The 17,705-nt window shown below is 71.7% G+C and carries 17 protein-coding genes; 9 read left to right on the forward strand and 8 right to left on the reverse strand.

Annotation, left to right across the window (positions count from 1 at the left end):
- Positions 1 to 125 precede the first annotated feature (125 nt).
- Positions 126 to 611, reverse strand: a complete 486-nt coding sequence (locus IE172_RS01125; protein ID WP_190095134.1) for a carboxymuconolactone decarboxylase family protein — start codon at positions 609 to 611, stop codon at positions 126 to 128.
- Positions 612 to 807: 196 nt separating this feature from the next.
- Between IE172_RS01125 and IE172_RS01130 the strand changes: the two genes are divergently transcribed.
- Entirely contained in the window at positions 808 to 1,722 is a 915-nt protein-coding gene (locus IE172_RS01130; protein WP_190095135.1) for an RNA polymerase sigma-70 factor, read from the forward strand.
- A gap of 74 nt (positions 1,723 to 1,796) precedes the next feature.
- Here IE172_RS01130 and IE172_RS01135 read toward each other — a convergent pair whose 3' ends face one another.
- Entirely contained in the window at positions 1,797 to 3,152 is a 1,356-nt protein-coding gene (locus IE172_RS01135; RefSeq protein WP_190095136.1) for an ankyrin and HEAT repeat domain-containing protein, read from the reverse strand.
- Between the two features lie 58 nt (positions 3,153 to 3,210).
- Positions 3,211 to 3,621, reverse strand: a complete 411-nt coding sequence (locus tag IE172_RS01140; RefSeq protein ID WP_190095137.1) for an ATP-binding protein — start codon at positions 3,619 to 3,621, stop codon at positions 3,211 to 3,213.
- A gap of 216 nt (positions 3,622 to 3,837) precedes the next feature.
- Here IE172_RS01140 and IE172_RS01145 point away from each other — a divergent pair, with 216 nt between their 5' ends.
- Together IE172_RS01145 and IE172_RS01150 are read left to right on the forward strand one after the other, a co-directional pair.
- Positions 3,838 to 4,683: a helix-turn-helix domain-containing protein gene (locus IE172_RS01145; RefSeq protein WP_190095138.1), complete on the forward strand. Its 846-nt coding sequence runs from the start codon at positions 3,838 to 3,840 to the stop codon at positions 4,681 to 4,683.
- Positions 4,684 to 4,689: 6 nt separating this feature from the next.
- Complete coding sequence (locus tag IE172_RS01150) at positions 4,690 to 4,884, forward strand: DUF397 domain-containing protein (protein ID WP_190095139.1); 195 nt, start codon at positions 4,690 to 4,692, stop codon at positions 4,882 to 4,884.
- Positions 4,885 to 5,136: 252 nt separating this feature from the next.
- Here IE172_RS01150 and IE172_RS01155 read toward each other — a convergent pair whose 3' ends face one another.
- The gene (locus IE172_RS01155) at positions 5,137 to 5,802 is read right to left on the reverse strand and encodes a hypothetical protein (RefSeq protein ID WP_229885731.1); all 666 of its coding nucleotides are present in this window, start codon (positions 5,800 to 5,802) and stop codon (positions 5,137 to 5,139) included.
- Between the two features lie 101 nt (positions 5,803 to 5,903).
- Positions 5,904 to 7,007, reverse strand: a complete 1,104-nt coding sequence (locus IE172_RS01160; RefSeq protein ID WP_229885732.1) for an FUSC family protein — start codon at positions 7,005 to 7,007, stop codon at positions 5,904 to 5,906.
- Positions 7,008 to 7,236: 229 nt separating this feature from the next.
- Between IE172_RS01160 and IE172_RS01165 the strand changes: the two genes are divergently transcribed.
- The 5 genes from IE172_RS01165 to IE172_RS01185 all read left to right on the forward strand — a co-directional run bounded on the left by IE172_RS01165 (position 7,237) and on the right by IE172_RS01185 (position 12,743).
- Positions 7,237 to 7,584, forward strand: a complete 348-nt coding sequence (locus IE172_RS01165) for a GntR family transcriptional regulator (protein ID WP_190095140.1) — start codon at positions 7,237 to 7,239, stop codon at positions 7,582 to 7,584.
- Positions 7,581 to 8,564, forward strand: a complete 984-nt coding sequence (locus IE172_RS01170; protein ID WP_190095141.1) for a DUF1648 domain-containing protein — start codon at positions 7,581 to 7,583, stop codon at positions 8,562 to 8,564. Before IE172_RS01165 ends, IE172_RS01170 begins: the two co-directional genes overlap by 4 nt.
- Before the next feature lie 17 nt (positions 8,565 to 8,581).
- Positions 8,582 to 8,848 (forward strand): hypothetical protein, encoded by a 267-nt coding sequence (locus IE172_RS01175; RefSeq protein ID WP_190095142.1) that lies wholly within the window; start codon positions 8,582 to 8,584, stop codon positions 8,846 to 8,848.
- Between the two features lie 84 nt (positions 8,849 to 8,932).
- Positions 8,933 to 11,275, forward strand: coding sequence for an SF1B family DNA helicase RecD2 (recD2, locus tag IE172_RS01180; protein ID WP_229885733.1), 2,343 nt, complete (start codon positions 8,933 to 8,935; stop codon positions 11,273 to 11,275).
- Positions 11,276 to 11,453: 178 nt separating this feature from the next.
- Positions 11,454 to 12,743 carry a citrate synthase gene (locus tag IE172_RS01185; RefSeq protein ID WP_190095143.1) on the forward strand — a complete coding sequence of 430 codons (1,290 nt, stop codon included), beginning with the start codon at positions 11,454 to 11,456 and terminating at the stop codon, positions 12,741 to 12,743.
- Between the two features lie 641 nt (positions 12,744 to 13,384).
- Here IE172_RS01185 and IE172_RS01190 read toward each other — a convergent pair.
- Entirely contained in the window at positions 13,385 to 15,649 is a 2,265-nt protein-coding gene (locus IE172_RS01190; RefSeq protein WP_190095144.1) for a heavy metal translocating P-type ATPase, read from the reverse strand.
- A gap of 128 nt (positions 15,650 to 15,777) precedes the next feature.
- A complete protein-coding gene (locus IE172_RS01195; protein ID WP_190095145.1) occupies positions 15,778 to 16,017 on the reverse strand; it encodes a heavy-metal-associated domain-containing protein in 240 nt (79 codons plus the stop codon).
- A gap of 208 nt (positions 16,018 to 16,225) precedes the next feature.
- Here IE172_RS01195 and IE172_RS01200 point away from each other — a divergent pair, with 208 nt between their 5' ends.
- The gene (locus IE172_RS01200; protein ID WP_190095146.1) at positions 16,226 to 17,269 is read left to right on the forward strand and encodes a zinc-dependent alcohol dehydrogenase family protein; all 1,044 of its coding nucleotides are present in this window, start codon (positions 16,226 to 16,228) and stop codon (positions 17,267 to 17,269) included.
- A 104-nt stretch (positions 17,270 to 17,373) separates the two neighbouring features.
- On the opposite strand, the gene IE172_RS01205 is transcribed toward IE172_RS01200, so the two are convergent.
- On the reverse strand, positions 17,374 to 17,574 hold the full coding sequence (locus IE172_RS01205) for a helix-turn-helix transcriptional regulator (RefSeq protein ID WP_189555916.1): 201 nt from the start codon (positions 17,572 to 17,574) through the stop codon (positions 17,374 to 17,376).
- Positions 17,575 to 17,705 lie beyond the last annotated feature (131 nt).

The raw sequence follows: 17,705 nt of genomic DNA on the forward strand, positions 1-17,705 counted from the left end.
GAGCGGCTCGCGTGGGCTGGGCGTCAGCCGGGGGCGGAGACTGGATCCCATCGCCGGTGATGGGCGCGCCGGTAGGGACGAAGGGGAGTGCCGGGGCCGGGGCCCCGGCCCCGCGCCGGCCCGGTTCAGCCCATCGCGGCGGTGAACATCCCCGCCTCGTAGGAGCCGCCCCGCTGGTGCAGGATCACGGCGAGCCGGTTGGCCGCGTTGATCAGGGCGACCACGGCGACCAGCGCGGCGACCTGGTCGTCGTCGTAGTGCTCGCGCACCCGGGCCCAGGTCTCGTCGGACACGCCCAGGTGGGCGTCGGCGAGCCGGGTGCCCTCCTCGGCGAGCGCCAGCGCGGCCTGCTCGGCCTCGGTGAACACGGTGGATTCCCGCCAGGCGGCGACCAGGTGGAGCCGGACCGCGCTCTCACCGGCGGCTGCGGCCTCCTTGACGTGCATGTCGATGCAGTGGCCGCAGCCGTTGATCTGGCTGGCGCGCAGCGCGACCAGCTCCTGCGTGGACTTCGGCAGCGGCGACTGCTGCACCACCTGGGCGATGCCCGCGAAGCGCTTGGCGAGCTTGAGGCCGATCTCGTTCTCGAACAGGTTGAACCGGGTGTCCATGACTTGTCCTCACAGTCGGTGCCGTACCGGCGAACTGATGAACTGACGCACACGAGATGCCGGCCGTCCGGCTCGTGTGACAGGGCGCCGCTGTGACGTGGGTTACCGCCGGTGGATGTCACAGGAGGACGGTGGCCGGCGTCCTGTGCGCGTGACACGGTCGAAGGCGGACGGACGGACGGACGGAGTCGGAGCGATGAGCGACCACGGCGAGTACGGGCACGACGGGGGCGGCGGTCCCGCCACCGAGGCCTTCGTCGCCCACCGCAACCTCCTCTTCACCGTCGCCTACGAGATGCTCGGTTCGGCGGCCGACGCGGAGGACGTCCTCCAGGAGACCTGGCTGCGGTGGGCGGGCGTCGACCTCTCCGGGGTGCGCGACCGGCGCGCGTACCTCGTGCGGGTCACGACCCGGCAGGCCCTGACCCGGCTGCGGACGCTGGGCCGCCGCAAGGAGTCCTACGTCGGCTCCTGGCTGCCCGAGCCGCTCCTCACCACCCCCGACGTCGCCGAGGACGTCGAACTGGCCGACAGCGTCTCCATGGCGATGATGCTCGTCATGGAGACGCTCACGCCGACCGAGCGGGCGGTGTTCGTGCTGCGCGAGGTGTTCGACCTGGGATACGACGAGATCGCCGAGGCCGTCGGAAAGAGTCCGGCCGCCGTCCGCCAGACCGCCCACCGGGCCCGCGCCCACGTCGCGGCGCGCAGGCCGCGCGGGGCGGTGTCCCGGACCGAGACCCGTGACGCGCTCGCCGCGTTCCAGCGGGCCGTCGAGACGGGCGACCTCCAGGGCCTGCTCGACCTCCTCGCGCCGGACGTTGTCCTGCTGGGCGACGGCGGCGGCATCAAGCGGGCCGTGCTGCGGCCGGTCAGGGGCGCCGGCAAGGTGGCGCGCCTCATGCTCGGCGGCCTCCTCAGGCAGCCCGCCGAGGTCTCGATGGAGCCGGTGCAGGTCAACGGTTTCCCGGGGCTGCTCGTCCGGCTCGACGGCGCACTCGACACGGTGATGGCGGCACGCTTCGACGACGGCCTCATCACCGGCCTCTACGCCGTGCGCAACCCGGAGAAGCTGACGCGCATGCGCCGGCGCACGGTCCTGCGCCGCTGACCGGCGCTCCCGCCCGTCGCCGACTGGCGCCGCGTCAGGCGGCGGGCGGCGGGCGGCGGGTCACCCTGCCCGTGTCACTCGGCGGCAGCGCGTTCCCTGTCGTAGTGCCAGTGCCACAGCCTGCACCAGCGGTGGTCGTCGGCGTCGCCGATGTCGCGGTCCACGATCAGCCGGTACGCCACGGTGGTGCGGGGGTCGTCGCGCAGGGCGAGTCCGTAGGCGGCTTCCAGGCAGGTGAGCGGATCGTCCTCGTCGAGCAGCGCGAACAGGGCGTCGGCGACCGCGGGTGAGCGGTCCGGGCAGGCGGCCAGGAGTGCCGCCGCCTCACCCCGCAGGCCGGCGTCCGGGCCGTCGGCCAGGGCGAGCAGCGCCTGCACGGCGGGGGAGAGCAGGGCGTCGTCGTGGACGGCCGTCCGGGAGGCGAGCAGCCGCACCCGGGCGTCCGGGTCACGGATGAGGGGGAGCAGCCCGTCCCTGGCCGGGGACGTCAGGGAAGCGCCCCAGGGGCAGAAGAGCCCGGGCACCCGCCTGCGTACCCGGACATCGGGGTGGTCGGTGTAGCGGAGGCCGATGTCCTCCGTGCCGGGATGCTCGTACTCGGCGAAAGCCGCCAGCACCTTCACGAGCATCTCGATGTCCGTCTCCTCCGCCGCCCAGGCGGCCAGGAAGTCGCCCTCCTGCTGCGCGTACGGGGAGTCGTACACGAGGACGCCCCGGGTGCGCAGGTACTCCGCCACGAAGCGGCGGTGTACCGGGCCGGGGTGGTGACGGTGGGCCACCACGGCCTGCCAGGTCTCGAAGCTGGGGCGCTTGAGGAGGACCGACAGCACCTCCCACCAGGTGGCGTGCTCCTCGTCCGGCTGGTCGGCGGCCCGGGCGACAAGGTCGTCCACGGGGGTCAGGATGCGGAAGGCCCACTCCAGGGCGGTCAGGATGCCGCCGTGCCCGGTCCGCGCGACCAGGCTGCCGAGTGAGACCTGGTCGATGCGGTGGTACTCGTCGGGGTCGTCCGGCACGCGCACCGTACGCACCGGCCCCGACGTGCCGGTCCGGCGCCGCAACTCCTCGGCCGTGCCCGTCTCGTACCAGCTCCGGGCCAGGGCGAGCAGCCCTTCGCGGGCTTCCTCGGGCAGCCGGAGCCGGGGCTCGTCACCGAGTACGGCGGTGAGGACGGCCGGGGAGCCGCCGTCGATGGCACGCCACAGCGGTGTGGTCCCGTCGGGCAGGACCCGGTCGGGATCGGCCCCGCCCTCGACCAGTACATCGGCGACCGCGGAATCGAACGCCGCGATGGCCGTACACAGCACCGGCAGCCCGTCGTCGCCCGGGACGTCCGGGTCGGCACCCTCGTCCAGCAGTGCCCGCACCGCTTCTACGTCCCCGGCCTGAACCGCCGCCACGAGTCGCCGGTCGACTTCATTCCCGCTCATGAGGGTCGAGCATTCGCGGGACGGCTCGTCCGGACAAGCCGTTTGTTGCTGTTGCCCGTCAGGCCGCCGACAGCTCGCACCACACGTACTTGCCTCGACTGCCCTGCCGGAACAGCGGCTGCCATCCCCACACGTCGGCGCAGGCCCGCACCAGCGCCAGCCCTCGCCCGTCCTCGGCATCGGCGTCCCCTTCGAACGGACGGGGAGGCTCCGGGGGTTGGGGGTCCGCGTCCCACGCCCCGATCCGCAACGTCCCCGGCGGCGACCAGCGCACACGCAGGCCGGCGGGGCCCTTGGTGTGCCGTACGGCGTTGGACACCAGCTCGGTGGCCAGGAGTTCGGCGACGTCGACGAGGCGGATGAGCCCGTGCATGGTCAGGATGAGACGCAGGGTGCGGCGGCTGACGGTGACGGCGCGAAGGTCGTTGGGGATGTACAGGGAGTACTCCCACGGTTCGTTCTCGGACATGCGGAACTCCGTTGTCAGTGAGGGGAGTCGAGAGAGCGGGGTCCGGTGTCGTTGCCGCAGCCGTCATGGCAGGACGGGGCGGTGCGCTTCCGGTTTCACACGGTGTGCGTCCCATCAGTGACCGTAGGGCTAACATGTCATACGGAGCAAGTCGATCGCCTAACCTGACCCCGAACGGGTCGCACGAGCAATCCCGTTGAACCGATGGAGCCCCGCATGGTCTTGAGGCGAGAATGCACCGCACGTCAGTTACGTCTGGCAGTCGAACTGCGCAGGTTGCGAGACGCGGCAGGGCTCTCGGCCATCGAGGCGGCGGCGATGCTCGGAGTCAGCCGCGTACAGATCAGCCACATCGAGTCAGGGCTCGCGGGGGTGAGCGAGGAGCGTCTGCGCCGACTCGCCGCACACTACTCGTGCACGGATGAGGCGTTCGTCGACGCTCTCGTCGTCATGGCGACGGACCGTACTCGCGGATGGTGGGAGGAGTATCGAGGTCTCCTGCCCACGCCGTTCCTGGACCTTGCCGAGTTGGAGCAGCACTCCACCTACCGGCGCGACGTGGAGTTCCTCTTCGTGCCCGGCCTGCTGCAGACGGAGGACTATGCGCGTGCCGCCTTCTCGTCACGGGTGCCCGAGCTTCCCCAGGAAGAACTGGAACTGCGTGTGCGCCATCGGATGCACCGGAGAGTGATTCTGGAATCGGCGTGCCCGTACGAAGCGGTCATTCACGAAGCGGCGTTGCGCATCAAGGTCGCGGACCGAGCAGTCGCCCGTGCGCAGCTCCAGCGCGTTCTCGAACTTTCCGAAGCCGATCACGTCAGTGTGCGGGTCATCCCCTTCGACCTGGAGGGCTTCGGCGGCTTCTGGAGTCCCATGATGCTGGCGGGCGGAAGGGTGCCCAAGCTGGACACAGCCGTTCGCGACGCGCCACATGGCACCGGCTTCATCGATTCCGAAGCACAACTGGGCGTCTTCCGAACGGTTTTTCGTAGAGTGGCGGAGGTGTCGCTGGATCCTGACCGGTCACGCGACTTCATCCTCCGACTCGCCAAGGAACTGTGAGGCTCCGTGTCCATCCCTGACTGGCGCAAGTCTTCCTACTCCGGCGGAGGCGACGGCAACAACTGTGTGGAGATCGCCACCTCCCCCACCCACACAGCCGTCCGCGACTCCAAGGCCGCCGCCCGAGCCACCCTCACCTTCCCCACCGCCGCCTTCACCCCGTTTCTCGAAGCGCTGAAGAAGCCCACCCGGAAGCCCTGACGGCGATGCCCTGGGAGCTGCGAGAGCATGCCGGCCGGCACTACGCCGTCCTGTTTCACTACGCCTTGCCGGACGACGCCTGGGCCGTGGAACTGAGTGAGGCGAAGCCCGTGCCGGCCGGTGGAGACCCCAGCGGGGTGACTCATCTGCCCGGCCCCGCCTTCCTGGTGGCGCTCGTCCCGGACGAGGACCCGGATCTGGAGCCGACCGTCCGCGTCCACAGCCCCGACGAGCGCGTGATCCCGTACGCGATCATGCGCTGGTATCTGGAGCAGGTGGCCGACCAGGTGGCGCGCTGTCGGACCGCGTTCGAGCGGGCTCATCGACCGGGTCCGGCCACGTCGCCACCAGCGCCTGAAGGTCCGGAAAGCGGGAGCCGCCGATCATCTCCCGGGTCGGCTCACCATTGAGCCAGCACACCTCCTCGGGTCCGCCGTCGCCGGTGTCGAACAGGCAGCACACCGCGCCGCTCGCGGAGGCGAGGTCGGTGAACAGTTCCCTGACGCTGGCAGACGCCGCGAACAGGCGGCTCATCGCCGAGGTCGCCGCCCAGAAGTCGATCGACGTGTAACCGGGGTGCAGGGGCGACTCGAAGCGGACGGTCGCGTAGACGTACCCGATCTGGACGCGCCCGTTCTCCTCGACGCCGCCGCCATGCGCCTCCAGATAGGCGCGCACCACGTCGTCGATGCCGAACATGAGCGAGGTGTCCAGCTCGAACGTGCCGCCCGCGGAGCGGTCGACCGGCTCGCTCTTGAACCCGGACGTGAAGGGGACCACCACCCGGTCACCGCCCGGCAGCGTGACCTCCAGCGGCGGCACGTCACGCGTCGGCGGCGCCAGCTCGGCCACACGGGTCAGTGCCCCGGCGACGTTCCGGGGCGGCAGCTGGATGTCGTAGCTGTGGATCAGACCCATGGTTCCCTCCGCGGGCCCCTGTCGGCCGACGCAGACCCTCTCATGGCCCGACCTGCGGAGGCCCGCCCTTTTCCCGGCCGCGCCGCCGGAGCGGAATTCTCTCAGGCCGGTCGGGGCGGAGCCTGGGCGGTGTGCTTGGCGAGCAGGCCCGCGAGCAGCATGACGAGCAGACCGATTCCCACGCCGCACAACGTCCACAGCACCCGGTAGCCCTCGGCGGTGTAGTCGGAGGGCTGCGGGAGGTCCACCAGGACGAGCACTCCGGCGGCGATGGCCGCGCTGTAGAGCGCGTAGTTCCAGAAGCGGATCGCCGCCCCGTGCATCAGCAGGACGAGCGCGACCACTTCGAGACCGCGTTCGACCGTGAACAGCCTGAGTCCGTGTGCGCTGGTGGGCAGGAGCATCAGCAGCGCGGCGACGGCGGCGCCGATCATCGCGCCGGCGAGGCGCTGGGCGGCTGCGAGCGTGGTCTGCTCCAGGCTCGGTTTCATCGCGACGATGGCCGCGATCGGCAGCCAGTAGCCGTGCGAGAGGTCCAGTCCGAACGCCGGCGCGGTGGCGCCGCCCATGGCCAGGGCGCGGATCAGCGCGAACAGGACCAGCGGGCGGGTCAGTTTTCTCCGCGAGGTGTCACCCGGGAGTTCCGCGACCGGCTGGGGCCGGTCCCGGCGCCCGCGGATCAGCCAGGCGACGAACGTCACCGCGATCCACAGCGCCGACCCACCGGTCCAGGCGAGGACCTGGGCCCAGACGTGGCTGGTGAGGTGGGCGTGCTGATGGAAGCCGACCGCCACTCCGAGGGTGACGACGAACCAGACGTTCAGCAGCAGGGCGGCCACGAACCGGTGCACCCCGAACGCGGCCGTCAGGCCGGCCACCAGCGTGACGCAGAAGACCGCGAGCACCAGCCGGCCCCAGTCGGCTCCGCCGATGCCGAACCCCAGCGCGGTCACTCCCGCACCGGCCAGTCCGAAGACGGCGATGTGCGACGCGCGGTGCGCGAAGCCGCCTCCCGGGTCGGCCAGTCCCGCGAACAGCAGGCCGAACAACGCGCTGAGAAGGTACTGCTCGTGTCCGATCGCCCAGAAGACGACCAGCGGCACCAGCGCGGCGTCCACGAACATCACCGCTCGCGGCCAGTTGATCCCCGCGGGGTCGAGCTCGAACACCCTCGACAGCCGGCCCATGAGTGTCCCCTGGTGCATGGCCTGTCCTCCTCGTCCGGTCCCCACTGGCCAGAGACGCCTCGCCCGCATCCGCCGCGACCGTGATCGACAGGCACAGCGTGACGGCCGGCCGGCCCGACACCCCCAATTGCTCCGAAAGCGGCATGTCCGCGCCGTGGCGCCGACCGACGCCCCCTGGCCGCCCCTGAGTCGTATGGCATTCCGCGACCTCCCGCATGACGCCGATGGTGCTATTGTCATTAGCACCATGCTGCTGAGATTGAACGTTGCGGACGACCACCCCCTGCACGAGCAGGTGGCGGGCGCGATCCGGCGGGCCATCGCCGAAGGCGAATGCGCGCCGGGCGACCGTTTGCCCCCGGCCCGGGACCTCTCCCAGGCGCTGGGCGTGAACGTCAACACGGTGCTGCGGGGCCTTCGGGCGCTGCGCGACGAGGGAGTGCTGGAGTTCCGGCGGGGGCGGGGCGTGACCGTGGCCCGGGCCGCCGACGAGCGCGCGGCCCTCCTGGACCGCGTACGCGACGTCGTGGCCGACGCGGCACGCCTCGGATACGGCAAGGACGACATCATCGACATGATCAGGGGGATCCCGTGACCGACCGAGCAGGACACAGGAAGGCCGCGGTGTGGGGCGCCGGGGGCTGGGTCGTCGGAGTCCTGGGGGTGCTGGTGGCGCTGCCACTGGCCGCCAGGGACCGGCTGCCGGACCGGCTGGCGACCCACTGGGACGCGTCGGGCGGGCCGGACTCCTCCATGCCGTTCTGGGCCGCGACCTTCGTCCCGGCACTGATCTGGGTGGCGATGGCGGCGGTCGTCGTGCTGGTCCAGTGGCGGGCCCGCAGCAGTGCCGGCGGGGCGGCGCCCGGCTGGGTCGGCGCCACCCTGGGGTTCGGCGGTGCGACGCTCCTCGGCGCCCAGGCGTCCATCGTGCGGGCCAACCTGGACCACACCGACTGGCGCGAGGCCGGCTCGGTGACGGTCTGGGTGGTCGTGACCCTGGCGGCGGCGGTCGCCGTGGGCGCGGCGGCCCTGTGGGCCGGTCACCGGGCGCGCGTCCCGGTCCCGCCGGTGGCCGGGCCGACGATGGAGATACCGGAGGGGCAGCGGTTCGTATGGCTGTCCCGGACGTCCAACCCCTGGCTCCACGTCACCGCGGCCGTGACCGGAGTGGTCGCGGTGGGAGCGTCGGCGGCGTCGGTGGGCGGCCTGACGGGGGCGGAGGCCGTGCTGCTCGCCGGACCGCTCGCGCTCGCCACCGTGGTCGTGCTCTGCTGCGCGTCGGTGCAGGCACGGGTGAGCGAGAAGGGACTCGACGTCACCTTCGGCCCGCTGGGCTGGCCGGCACGGCGGTGGGCGGCCGAGGACATCGCCTCCGCCCGCGTCGAGACCCGCACCGCCGCCCAGGTCGGCGGCTGGGGGTACCGGCTGAACGGGCTGGGAACCACCGTGATGCTGCGCGGCGGCGAATGCCTGGTCATCCGCACCGTCAAGGGCAAGGACTTCGCCGTGAGCGTCGACGACGCCGAACGCGGAGCCGCCCTGCTGAACTCTTTGATCGGTCAGCACACGAGGTGAGAAGCCGGTCCGGGGCCATGGGATCCGGCACCGGAGCCGTGGTCGACCCCGCGCTGAAGCGCGCTCTGCGCCATCTCCGCGACGTGAAGTCGCAGCAGCCGTCCGACGCCGAATCCGTCGAGTTCGCCGACTGGCGGGAGAGCGTCGCGGGAGCCTTGGACGCCTTGGCCCGTGTCCTCGTCTTCGAAGAGGACCGGGCCAGGGCAGGCGCAGAGGCCGCAGCGGCGCTGGAACAGGCTGCCGCCATCCGACGCCGGTGCGAGGCGAGGACCGGCGAGCGCTGACATCACAGGACCTCCGGCCCGGGCGGAACGACGGCTCTGCCGGACCCGGCACCCCCTGTCACACCCCACCGGTACCGTCGGATCATGCCCAACCCGTCACCCACGGCCCCCGGCGAGCAGCGCAAGCCCGCCACGCTCGAAGGCGTGCTGGAGCGCATCACCTACGCCAACGAGGAGAACGGCTACACCGTCGCCCGGGTCGACACCGGCAGAGGCGCCGGAGACCTGCTCACCGTCGTCGGCGCGCTGCTCGGCGCGCAGGTGGGGGAGTCGCTGCGGATGGAGGGGCGCTGGGGATCGCACCCGCAGTACGGCAAGCAGTTCCACGTGGAGAACTACACGACCGTGCTCCCCGCCACCGTCCAGGGCATCCGGCGCTACCTGGGCTCCGGACTCGTCAAGGGCATCGGGCCGGTCTTCGCCGACCGGATCACCCGGCACTTCGGCGTCGACACCCTCACCGTCATCGAGGAGGAGCCCAAGCGGCTCATCGAGGTGCCGGGGCTCGGCCCCAAGCGCACCAAGAAGATCGCCGACGCCTGGGAGGAGCAGAAGGCGATCAAGGAGGTGATGCTGTTCCTCCAGACCGTCGAGGTCTCCACCTCCATCGCCGTGCGCATCTACAAGAAGTACGGCGACGCCTCGATCTCCGTCGTGAGGAACCAGCCGTACCGCCTCGCCTCCGACGTCTGGGGCATCGGCTTCCTCACCGCCGACCGGATCGCCCGGTCCGTCGGCATCCCGCACGACAGCCCCGAGCGGGTGAAGGCCGGACTCCAGTACGCGCTGTCGCAGGCCACCGACCAGGGCCACTGCTACCTCCCCGAGGAGAAGCTGATCGCCGACGCGGTGAAACTGCTCCAGGTGGACACCGGTCTCGTCATCGAGTGCCTCGCCGAGCTCGCCGCGGAACCCGAGGAGGGGGAGGACCCCGGCGTCGTACGGGAGAAGGTGCCCGACCCGGAGGGCGGCGACCCCGTCACCGCCGTCTACCTCGTCCCCTTCCACCGCGCCGAGGCCGCCCTCGCCGCCCAGGTGCGGCGGCTGCTGCGCACCGACGAGGACCGGATGGCGGCGTTCCGGGACGTGGCCTGGGACAAGGCGCTCGGCTGGCTGAAGGGCCGTACCGGCACCGACCTCGCCCCCGAGCAGGAGGCGGCCGTCAGGCTGGCGCTGACGGAGAAGGTCGCCGTGCTGACCGGCGGGCCGGGCTGCGGCAAGTCGTTCACCGTGCGCTCCATCGTGGAGCTGGCCCGCGCCAGGAAGGCCAAGGTCGTCCTCGCCGCACCCACCGGCCGGGCCGCCAAACGGCTCGCCGAGCTGACCGGCGCCGAGGCCTCCACCGTGCACCGCCTGCTGGAACTCAAGCCCGGCGGCGACGCCGCCTACGACCGGGACCGGCCGCTCGACGCCGACCTGGTCGTGGTCGACGAGGCGTCCATGCTGGACCTGCTGCTCGCGAACAAGCTGGTCAAGGCGGTCCCGCCCGGAGCGCACCTCCTCTTCGTCGGCGACGTCGACCAGCTCCCCAGCGTCGGGGCGGGGGAAGTCCTGCGGGACCTGCTCGCCGACGGCGGCCCGGTCCCCGCCGTCCGGCTCACCCGGGTCTTCCGCCAGGCCCAGCAGTCCGGCGTGGTGACCAACGCCCACCGGATCAACGCCGGGCAGCACCCGGTCACCGACGGCATGAGGGACTTCTTCCTCTTCGTCGAGGACGACACCGAGGAGGCGGGCCGGCTCACCGTGGACGTCGCCGCCCGCCGCATTCCGGCCAGGTTCGGCCTCGACCCGCGCCGTGACGTGCAGGTCCTCGCACCCATGCACCGGGGACCGGCCGGTGCCGGCACCCTCAACGGGCTGCTCCAGCAGGCCGTCACCCCCGGCCGCCCCGACCTGCCCGAGAAGCGGTTCGGCGGCCGGGTCTTCCGCGTCGGCGACAAGGTGACCCAGATCCGCAACAATTACGAGAAGGGGGAGAACGGAGTCTTCAACGGCACCGTGGGCGTGGTCACCTCGCTCGACCCGGTCGACCAGCGCCTCACCGTGCTGACCGACGAGGACGAGGAGGTCCCCTACGACTTCGACGAGCTGGACGAACTGGCACACGCCTACGCCGTGACCATCCACCGTTCGCAGGGCAGCGAGTACCCGGCCGTCGTCATCCCGGTGACCACGGGAGCCTGGATGATGCTCCAGCGCAACCTGCTCTACACGGCGGTCACCCGGGCCAAGCGGCTGGTCGTCCTGGTCGGCTCCCGCAAGGCGATCGGACAGGCGGTGCGCACGGTCTCGGCGGGCCGCCGGTGCACGGCGCTCGACTTCCGCCTCGCCGGTGCGAAGGATCTCCGCCCAGGACCCCCCAGCACGGGACGAATCGCCCCGGCGGGCGGCCCGTCGCCAAAAAATGATCGATCAAATGAGTCGTGAAGGTCACAGAGCCCTTCCGGATGGGGAACGCACGGGGCAGGATGGGCAAGTTGACGGCACTGAGTGCCGTCGATAGGCCCGATGGTCGACCCCGAGTGCACTCTCCTGAGCCGAGTGGGGGATGGTAGAGACAGTCAGGGCACCTCGAAGATGAGGCACAACGTCGGTGAGGGAAGACGTGAGCGACAACTCTGTAGTACTGCGGTACGACGGCAGCGAGTACACCTACCCGGTGATCGACAGCACTGTCGGTGACAAGGGCTTCGACATCGGAAAGCTCCGCGCCCAGACCGGACTGGTGACGCTGGACAGCGGCTACGGCAACACCGCCGCCTACAAATCCGCTGTCACCTATCTCGACGGCGAGGCCGGCATCCTCCGGTACCGCGGCTACCCGATCGAGCAGCTGGCGGAGCGCTCCACCTTCCTGGAGGTCGCCTACCTGCTGATCAACGGCGAGCTGCCGACGGTCGACCAGCTCACCTCGTTCAAGAACGACGTCACGCAGCACACCCTGCTGCACGAGGACGTCAAGAACTTCTACAAGGGCTTCCCGCGCGACGCCCACCCGATGGCCATGCTGTCGTCGGTCGTCTCGGCGCTGTCCACCTTCTACCAGGACAGCCACAACCCCTTCGACGAGCAGCAGCGCAACCTCTCCACCATCCGCCTGCTGGCCAAGCTCCCGACGATCGCGGCGTACGCGTACAAGAAGTCGGTCGGCCACCCGTTCGTCTACCCGCGCAACGACCTCGGCTACGTCGAGAACTTCCTGCGCATGACCTTCTCGGTCCCCGCGCAGGACTACGAGCTCGACCCGGTCGTCGTGGCCGCCCTGGACAAGCTGCTCATCCTGCACGCGGACCACGAGCAGAACTGCTCGACCTCCACCGTGCGCCTGGTCGGCTCCTCGCAGGCGAACATGTTCGCCTCGATCTCCGCCGGCATCTCCGCCCTGTGGGGCCCGCTGCACGGCGGCGCCAACCAGTCGGTGCTGGAGATGCTGGAGGGCATCCGCGACGCCGGCGGCGACGTCGACTCCTTCATCCGCAAGGTGAAGAACAAGGAGGACGGCGTCCGCCTGATGGGCTTCGGCCACCGGGTCTACAAGAACTTCGACCCGCGCGCCAAGATCATCAAGGCCGCCGCGCACGACGTGCTGTCCGCCCTCGGCAAGTCCGACGAGCTGCTGGACATCGCCCTGAAGCTGGAGGAGCACGCGCTCTCCGACGACTACTTCGTCTCGCGCAGCCTCTACCCGAACGTCGACTTCTACACCGGCCTCATCTACCGGGCCATGGGCTTCCCGACCGAGATGTTCACGGTCCTGTTCGCCCTCGGCCGCCTGCCGGGCTGGATCGCCCAGTGGCACGAGATGATCAAGGAGCCGGGTTCCCGCATCGGTCGCCCGCGCCAGATCTACACGGGCGTCGTCGAGCGGGACTTCGTCCCCGTCGAGGAGCGCTGACCCCTGCCTGTGCCGGGGTCGTACGCCTGAGAGTTCGTCGCCGAAGGGGTGTGGGCGGCCGCGGGCCGGCTTGAGGCCGGTCGCGGTTCCCCGCGCCCCTTCGGGCGTATGGCACCCCCAACGAAGAGAAGCAAAGGAAAAGGCGCCCCGGCCGCCGGTCCCCCCACGGGCCGACGAACCAGGGCGCCTTCCCATGTCCCGGTGCGGATTCCCCCCACGGGATCCGGCCGGGCGTCTGTGAGAACAGCGCCTGAATCGCTGTGTGAGCACGGACGGACCTGAACCCGCCGCACTCGTCGATGTGCGGTCTGCCGGGACAGCGCACATTCGGGAGGGCCGCTCAAAGCTCCCCACGGGTACGTGCCCCGGCAACGCAATCTCTGGGAAAGTCCCCCAAGACATCCCCAGATGTCAGTCAGCGCCCCCCAAGACGCTGCCCGACATCGCCAACTTAGACCTTCGAACCCCTTCGATGGTTACGTTCAGATCACTGTGATCTGCGTCTCTTGCATATCTCCCCAAGGCGCGCAAGAGCCCGCAAACCAGTCACGGGGCTCAAGCGTAAGGAAGATGCGCGAGCCGTGTGAAGAGCTTATGTGAGGGTCTTACCGGACTCCAGGGGTGCACCCCAACTTGAGACCTCAATGAAACGCCCGGAGCCGCAGACTGTTCGTCACGACGAACACCGACGAGAAGGCCATCGCGGCCCCGGCGATCATCGGGTTCAGCAGCCCCGCCGCGGCGAGCGGCAGCGCGGCCACGTTGTAGCCGAAGGCCCAGACGAGGTTGCCCTTGATGGTCGACAGGGTCCGGCGGGACAGCCGTATCGCGTCCGCCGCCACCCGCAGGTCGCCGCGGACCAGCGTCAGGTCGCCGGCCTCGATCGCCGCGTCCGTGCCGGTACCCATCGCGAGACCCAGATCGGCGACGGCCAGCGCGGCCGCGTCGTTGACGCCGTCACCGACCATGGCGACCACGTGCCCCTCGCCCTGCAACCGCCGTACGGCCTCGGCCTTGTCCTCGGGCAGCACCTCGGCGACCACCCGGTCGATGCCCACGGTCCTCGCGACCGCCTCGGCCACGGCCCGGTTGTCGCCGGTCAGCAGCACCGGCGTGAGCCCGAGCGCCCGCAGCTCGCGCACCGCCTCCGCGCTGGTCTCCTTGACGGTGTCGGCGACCGCGAGGACGCCGCGCGCCACGCCGTCCCAGCCGGCCACCACGGCCGTGCGCCCGGCACGCTCCGCCTCCTCCTTCGCCCGGACCAGCTCCGGCGGCAGCCCGTCCCCGACGAACTCCGGGAACCGCCCCACGGCCACCTCACGGCCCTCCACCCGCCCGCGTACGCCCCTGCCGGGGACGTTCTCGAAGTGCTCGACGCCCGGCAGCGCGCCGGCGCGCTCCTCGGCGCCCGCGGCGACCGCCCGCGCGACGGGATGCTCGGAGGCGTGCTCCAGGGCGCCCGCGAGCCGCAGCAGCAGCCGCTCCTCCTCGCCCTCGGCGACGTACACCTCCTGCAGGGACATCCGTCCGGTGGTGACGGTGCCGGTCTTGTCCAGCACGACCGTGTCGACACGGCGGGTGGACTCCAGCACCTCCGGACCCTTGATGAGGATGCCGAGCTGGGCCCCGCGCCCGGTGCCGACCATCAGCGCGGTCGGGGTGGCGAGGCCGAGCGCGCAGGGGCAGGCGATGATCAGCACGGCGACGGCCGCGGTGAACGCGGCGACCGTGTCGCCGGTGGAGCCCAGCCACAGCCCGAAGGTGCCGGCCGCGATCAGCAGCACCACGGGTACGAAGACCCCGGAGATCCGGTCGGCCAGGCGCTGCACCTGGGCCTTGCCGTTCTGCGCCTCCTCCACCAGCTTCGCCATCCGCGCCAGCTGCGTGTCGGCGCCGATCCGGGTGGCCTCGACGACGAGCCGGCCGCCCGCGTTCACCGTGGCGCCGGTGACGGTGTCGCCGACGGTGACGTCCACCGGGACGGACTCCCCGGTCAGCATGGACGCGTCCACGGCGGAGGAGCCCTCCAGGACCGTGCCGTCCGTGGCGATCTTCTCCCCGGGCCGTACGACGAACCGGTCGCCCACGGCGAGCCGCTCCGCCGGTATCCGCACCTCGCGGCCCTCGCGCAGCACGGTCACGTCCTTGGCGCCCAGTTCCATCAGCGCCCGCAGGGCCGCGCCCGCGCGGCGCTTGGAGCGGGCCTCCAGATAGCGGCCGAGCAGGATGAACGTGGTGACGCCCGCCGCGACCTCCAGGTAGATCGCGGAGGCGCCGTCGGTCCGGGAGACGGTCAGCTCGAAGGGGTGGCGCATGCCGGGCGTGCCCGCGTCACCGAGGAACAGCGCCCACAGCGACCAGCCGAACGCGGCGAGCGTGCCCACCGAGACCAGCGTGTCCATGGTGGCCGCGCCGTGCCGGAGGTTGGTCCAGGCCGCCCGGTGGAAGGGGGCGGCGCCCCACACCACCACGGGCGCGGCGAGCGTGAGGGAGAGCCACTGCCAGTTGTCGAACTGCAGGGCCGGCACCATCGCCAGCAGGACCACGGGCAGGGCGAGGAGCGCGGAGACGGTCAGCCGGCGGCGCAGGGCGGCGAGCTCGGGGTCGGCCTGCCCGGCCGGGGGCCCCTCGTCCGCGTCCCGCGCGGGCGCGGGCTCCTCGGCGGTGTAGCCGGTCCGCACCACCGTGGTGATCAGGTCGGCGACCTCGACGCCCGGCGGGTAGGTGATGCGGGCCTTCTCCGTCGCGTAGTTCACGGTGGCGGTGACGCCGTCCATGCGGTTGAGCTTCTTCTCGACGCGGGCCGCGCAGGAGGCGCAGGTCATCCCGCCGATGAGCAGCTCGACCTCCGAGGCGGCCGGCTGCCGGTCGGCGGCCGGTGCCTCGCGGGCGGTGGTGCTGGTCATGTCCGTGCTCCAGGAACGTCCGGGATCCGGGGCCGGCGGCGGGCCGGGCCGGGGGCCACGGGGTACGGGTGGCCGGTACGGCCCGGTTCACGCCGCCCCGGGGTGCCTTCGGGGGTGCGGCGCGGGGCTCAGGCCGTGCCGGCCAGCTCGAAACCGGCCTCGTCGACGGCCGCGCGTACGGCCGCCTCGTCGAGCGGGGCCGCGGAGACCACGGTCACCTCGCCGGAGGAGGCGACGGCCGTCACCGAGCTGACGCCGGGGATCGCGGAGATCTCACCGGAGACGGCACCCTCGCAGTGCCCGCAGCTCATCCCGCTCACCTTGTAGACGGTGGTGACGGAACCCTGGGTGTCGGTCTGGGAGGTCATGTCGTTGCTCCTCGTCGGTGCGTAGGGGGTGGGGCTGACAGGAGGGGCCCCAGGGGGCCACTGCATCCAGACTATACCCCTAGGGGGTATAAATCCACGACGGGCCGGCCGGGCGGCGGAGCACCATCGGGGACCCCGCCCGACCGTGCGCGCCGCCCGGGGTTACCGTTCCGCCGGAAGCGACGATCATCGGAAGGCGGGTCCGGCCATGCGCGCGGTGGTGTTCGAGCGGTACGGGGAACCGGCCGAGGTGCGGGAGGTCGCGGACCCGGAGCCCGCGGAACACGGGGTCGTGGTCCGCGTCGAGGCCACCGGCCTGTGCCGCAGCGACTGGCACGGCTGGCAGGGCCACGACCCGGACATCACGCTCCCGCACGTCCCCGGTCACGAACTTGCCGGCGTCGTCGAAGCGGTCGGCGCCCGCGTCACCGGCCGGCGCCCGGGGGACCGGGTCACCGTGCCGTTCGTCTGCGCCTGCGGCTCCTGCCCGGCCTGCGCCGCCGGTGACCAGCAGGTGTGCGAACGGCAGACCCAGCCCGGCTTCACCCACTGGGGCTCCTTCGCCCACTACGTGGCCCTGGACCACGCGGACGTGAACCTGGTCGCCGTCCCCGACGGCATGTCGTACGCGACCGCCGCCTCGCTCGGCTGCCGCTTCGCCACCGCCTACCGGGCGGTGGTGCGGCAGGGCCGGGTGGCGGCGGGGGAGTGGGTCGCCGTGCACGGCTGCGGCGGGGTGGGCCTGTCGGCGGTGATGATCGCGGCGGCCGCGGGCGCCCGGGTCGTCGCCGTCGACGTGTCGCCCGGGGCGCTGGAACTGGCGCGGCGGTTCGGCGCGGCGGAGTGCGTGGACGCCTCCGCGGTACCGGATCCGGCCGCAGCGGTCCGCGACCTCACCGGCGGCGGCGCCCACCTCTCCCTCGACGCCCTCGGCGCGCCCGCCACCTGCGCCGCCTCCGTGAACGGGCTGCGCCGCCGGGGCCGCCACGTCCAGGTCGGCCTGCTGCCCTCACCGACGGGCACCACACCCGTCCCCATGGCCCGCGCCGTCGCCCTGGAACTCGAACTCCTCGGCAGCCACGGCATGGCCGCCCACACCTACCCGCCGATGCTGGAACTGGTCCGCGCGGGAGTCCTCCGCCCCGACCTGCTGGTCACCTCCACGATCGGCCTGGACGCCGCCCCCGCGGCCCTCGCGGCCATGGGCACGGCCCCGGGCGCCGGAGTGACGGTCATCGAACCGTGGAACTGAACGCCGCCCACTCCCAACGCGGTTGAGGACGGGCTCGACGGCGAGGCACGGAGAACGCGACGGTGCCCCACCGGGAGGGTGGGGCACCGTCGGTCCCTCTCGGGTCAGCCGTCTCTGCGGCCCCGGTTGCCCGGGCGGCGGGCCACCCAGGCGCGGACGGTGTCGGCGTACCAGTACGGCTTGCCGCCCTCCACATGGTCGGGCGGCGGCAGCAGTCCGTGCTTGCGGTAGGAACGCACCGTGTCCGGCTGCACCTTGATGTGGGCCGCGATGTCCTTGTAGGACCACAGTCGTCGGTCGGTCATGGATGGCACCTCCCCGCGCGCACCACGGAGGCGGCCGGGGGCGGCCGTCAGGGGGAGCCGGGTGCACGCTGGTGATCAGGCATGCGTTGTGCCCGGTGAACGAGGCCGGCCGGCCGGAGGGCAGGGGCTGT

The sequence above is a fragment of the Streptomyces griseoflavus genome, assembly GCF_014649995.1.
In the GTDB taxonomy this organism is placed as follows: domain Bacteria; phylum Actinomycetota; class Actinomycetes; order Streptomycetales; family Streptomycetaceae; genus Streptomyces; species Streptomyces griseoflavus.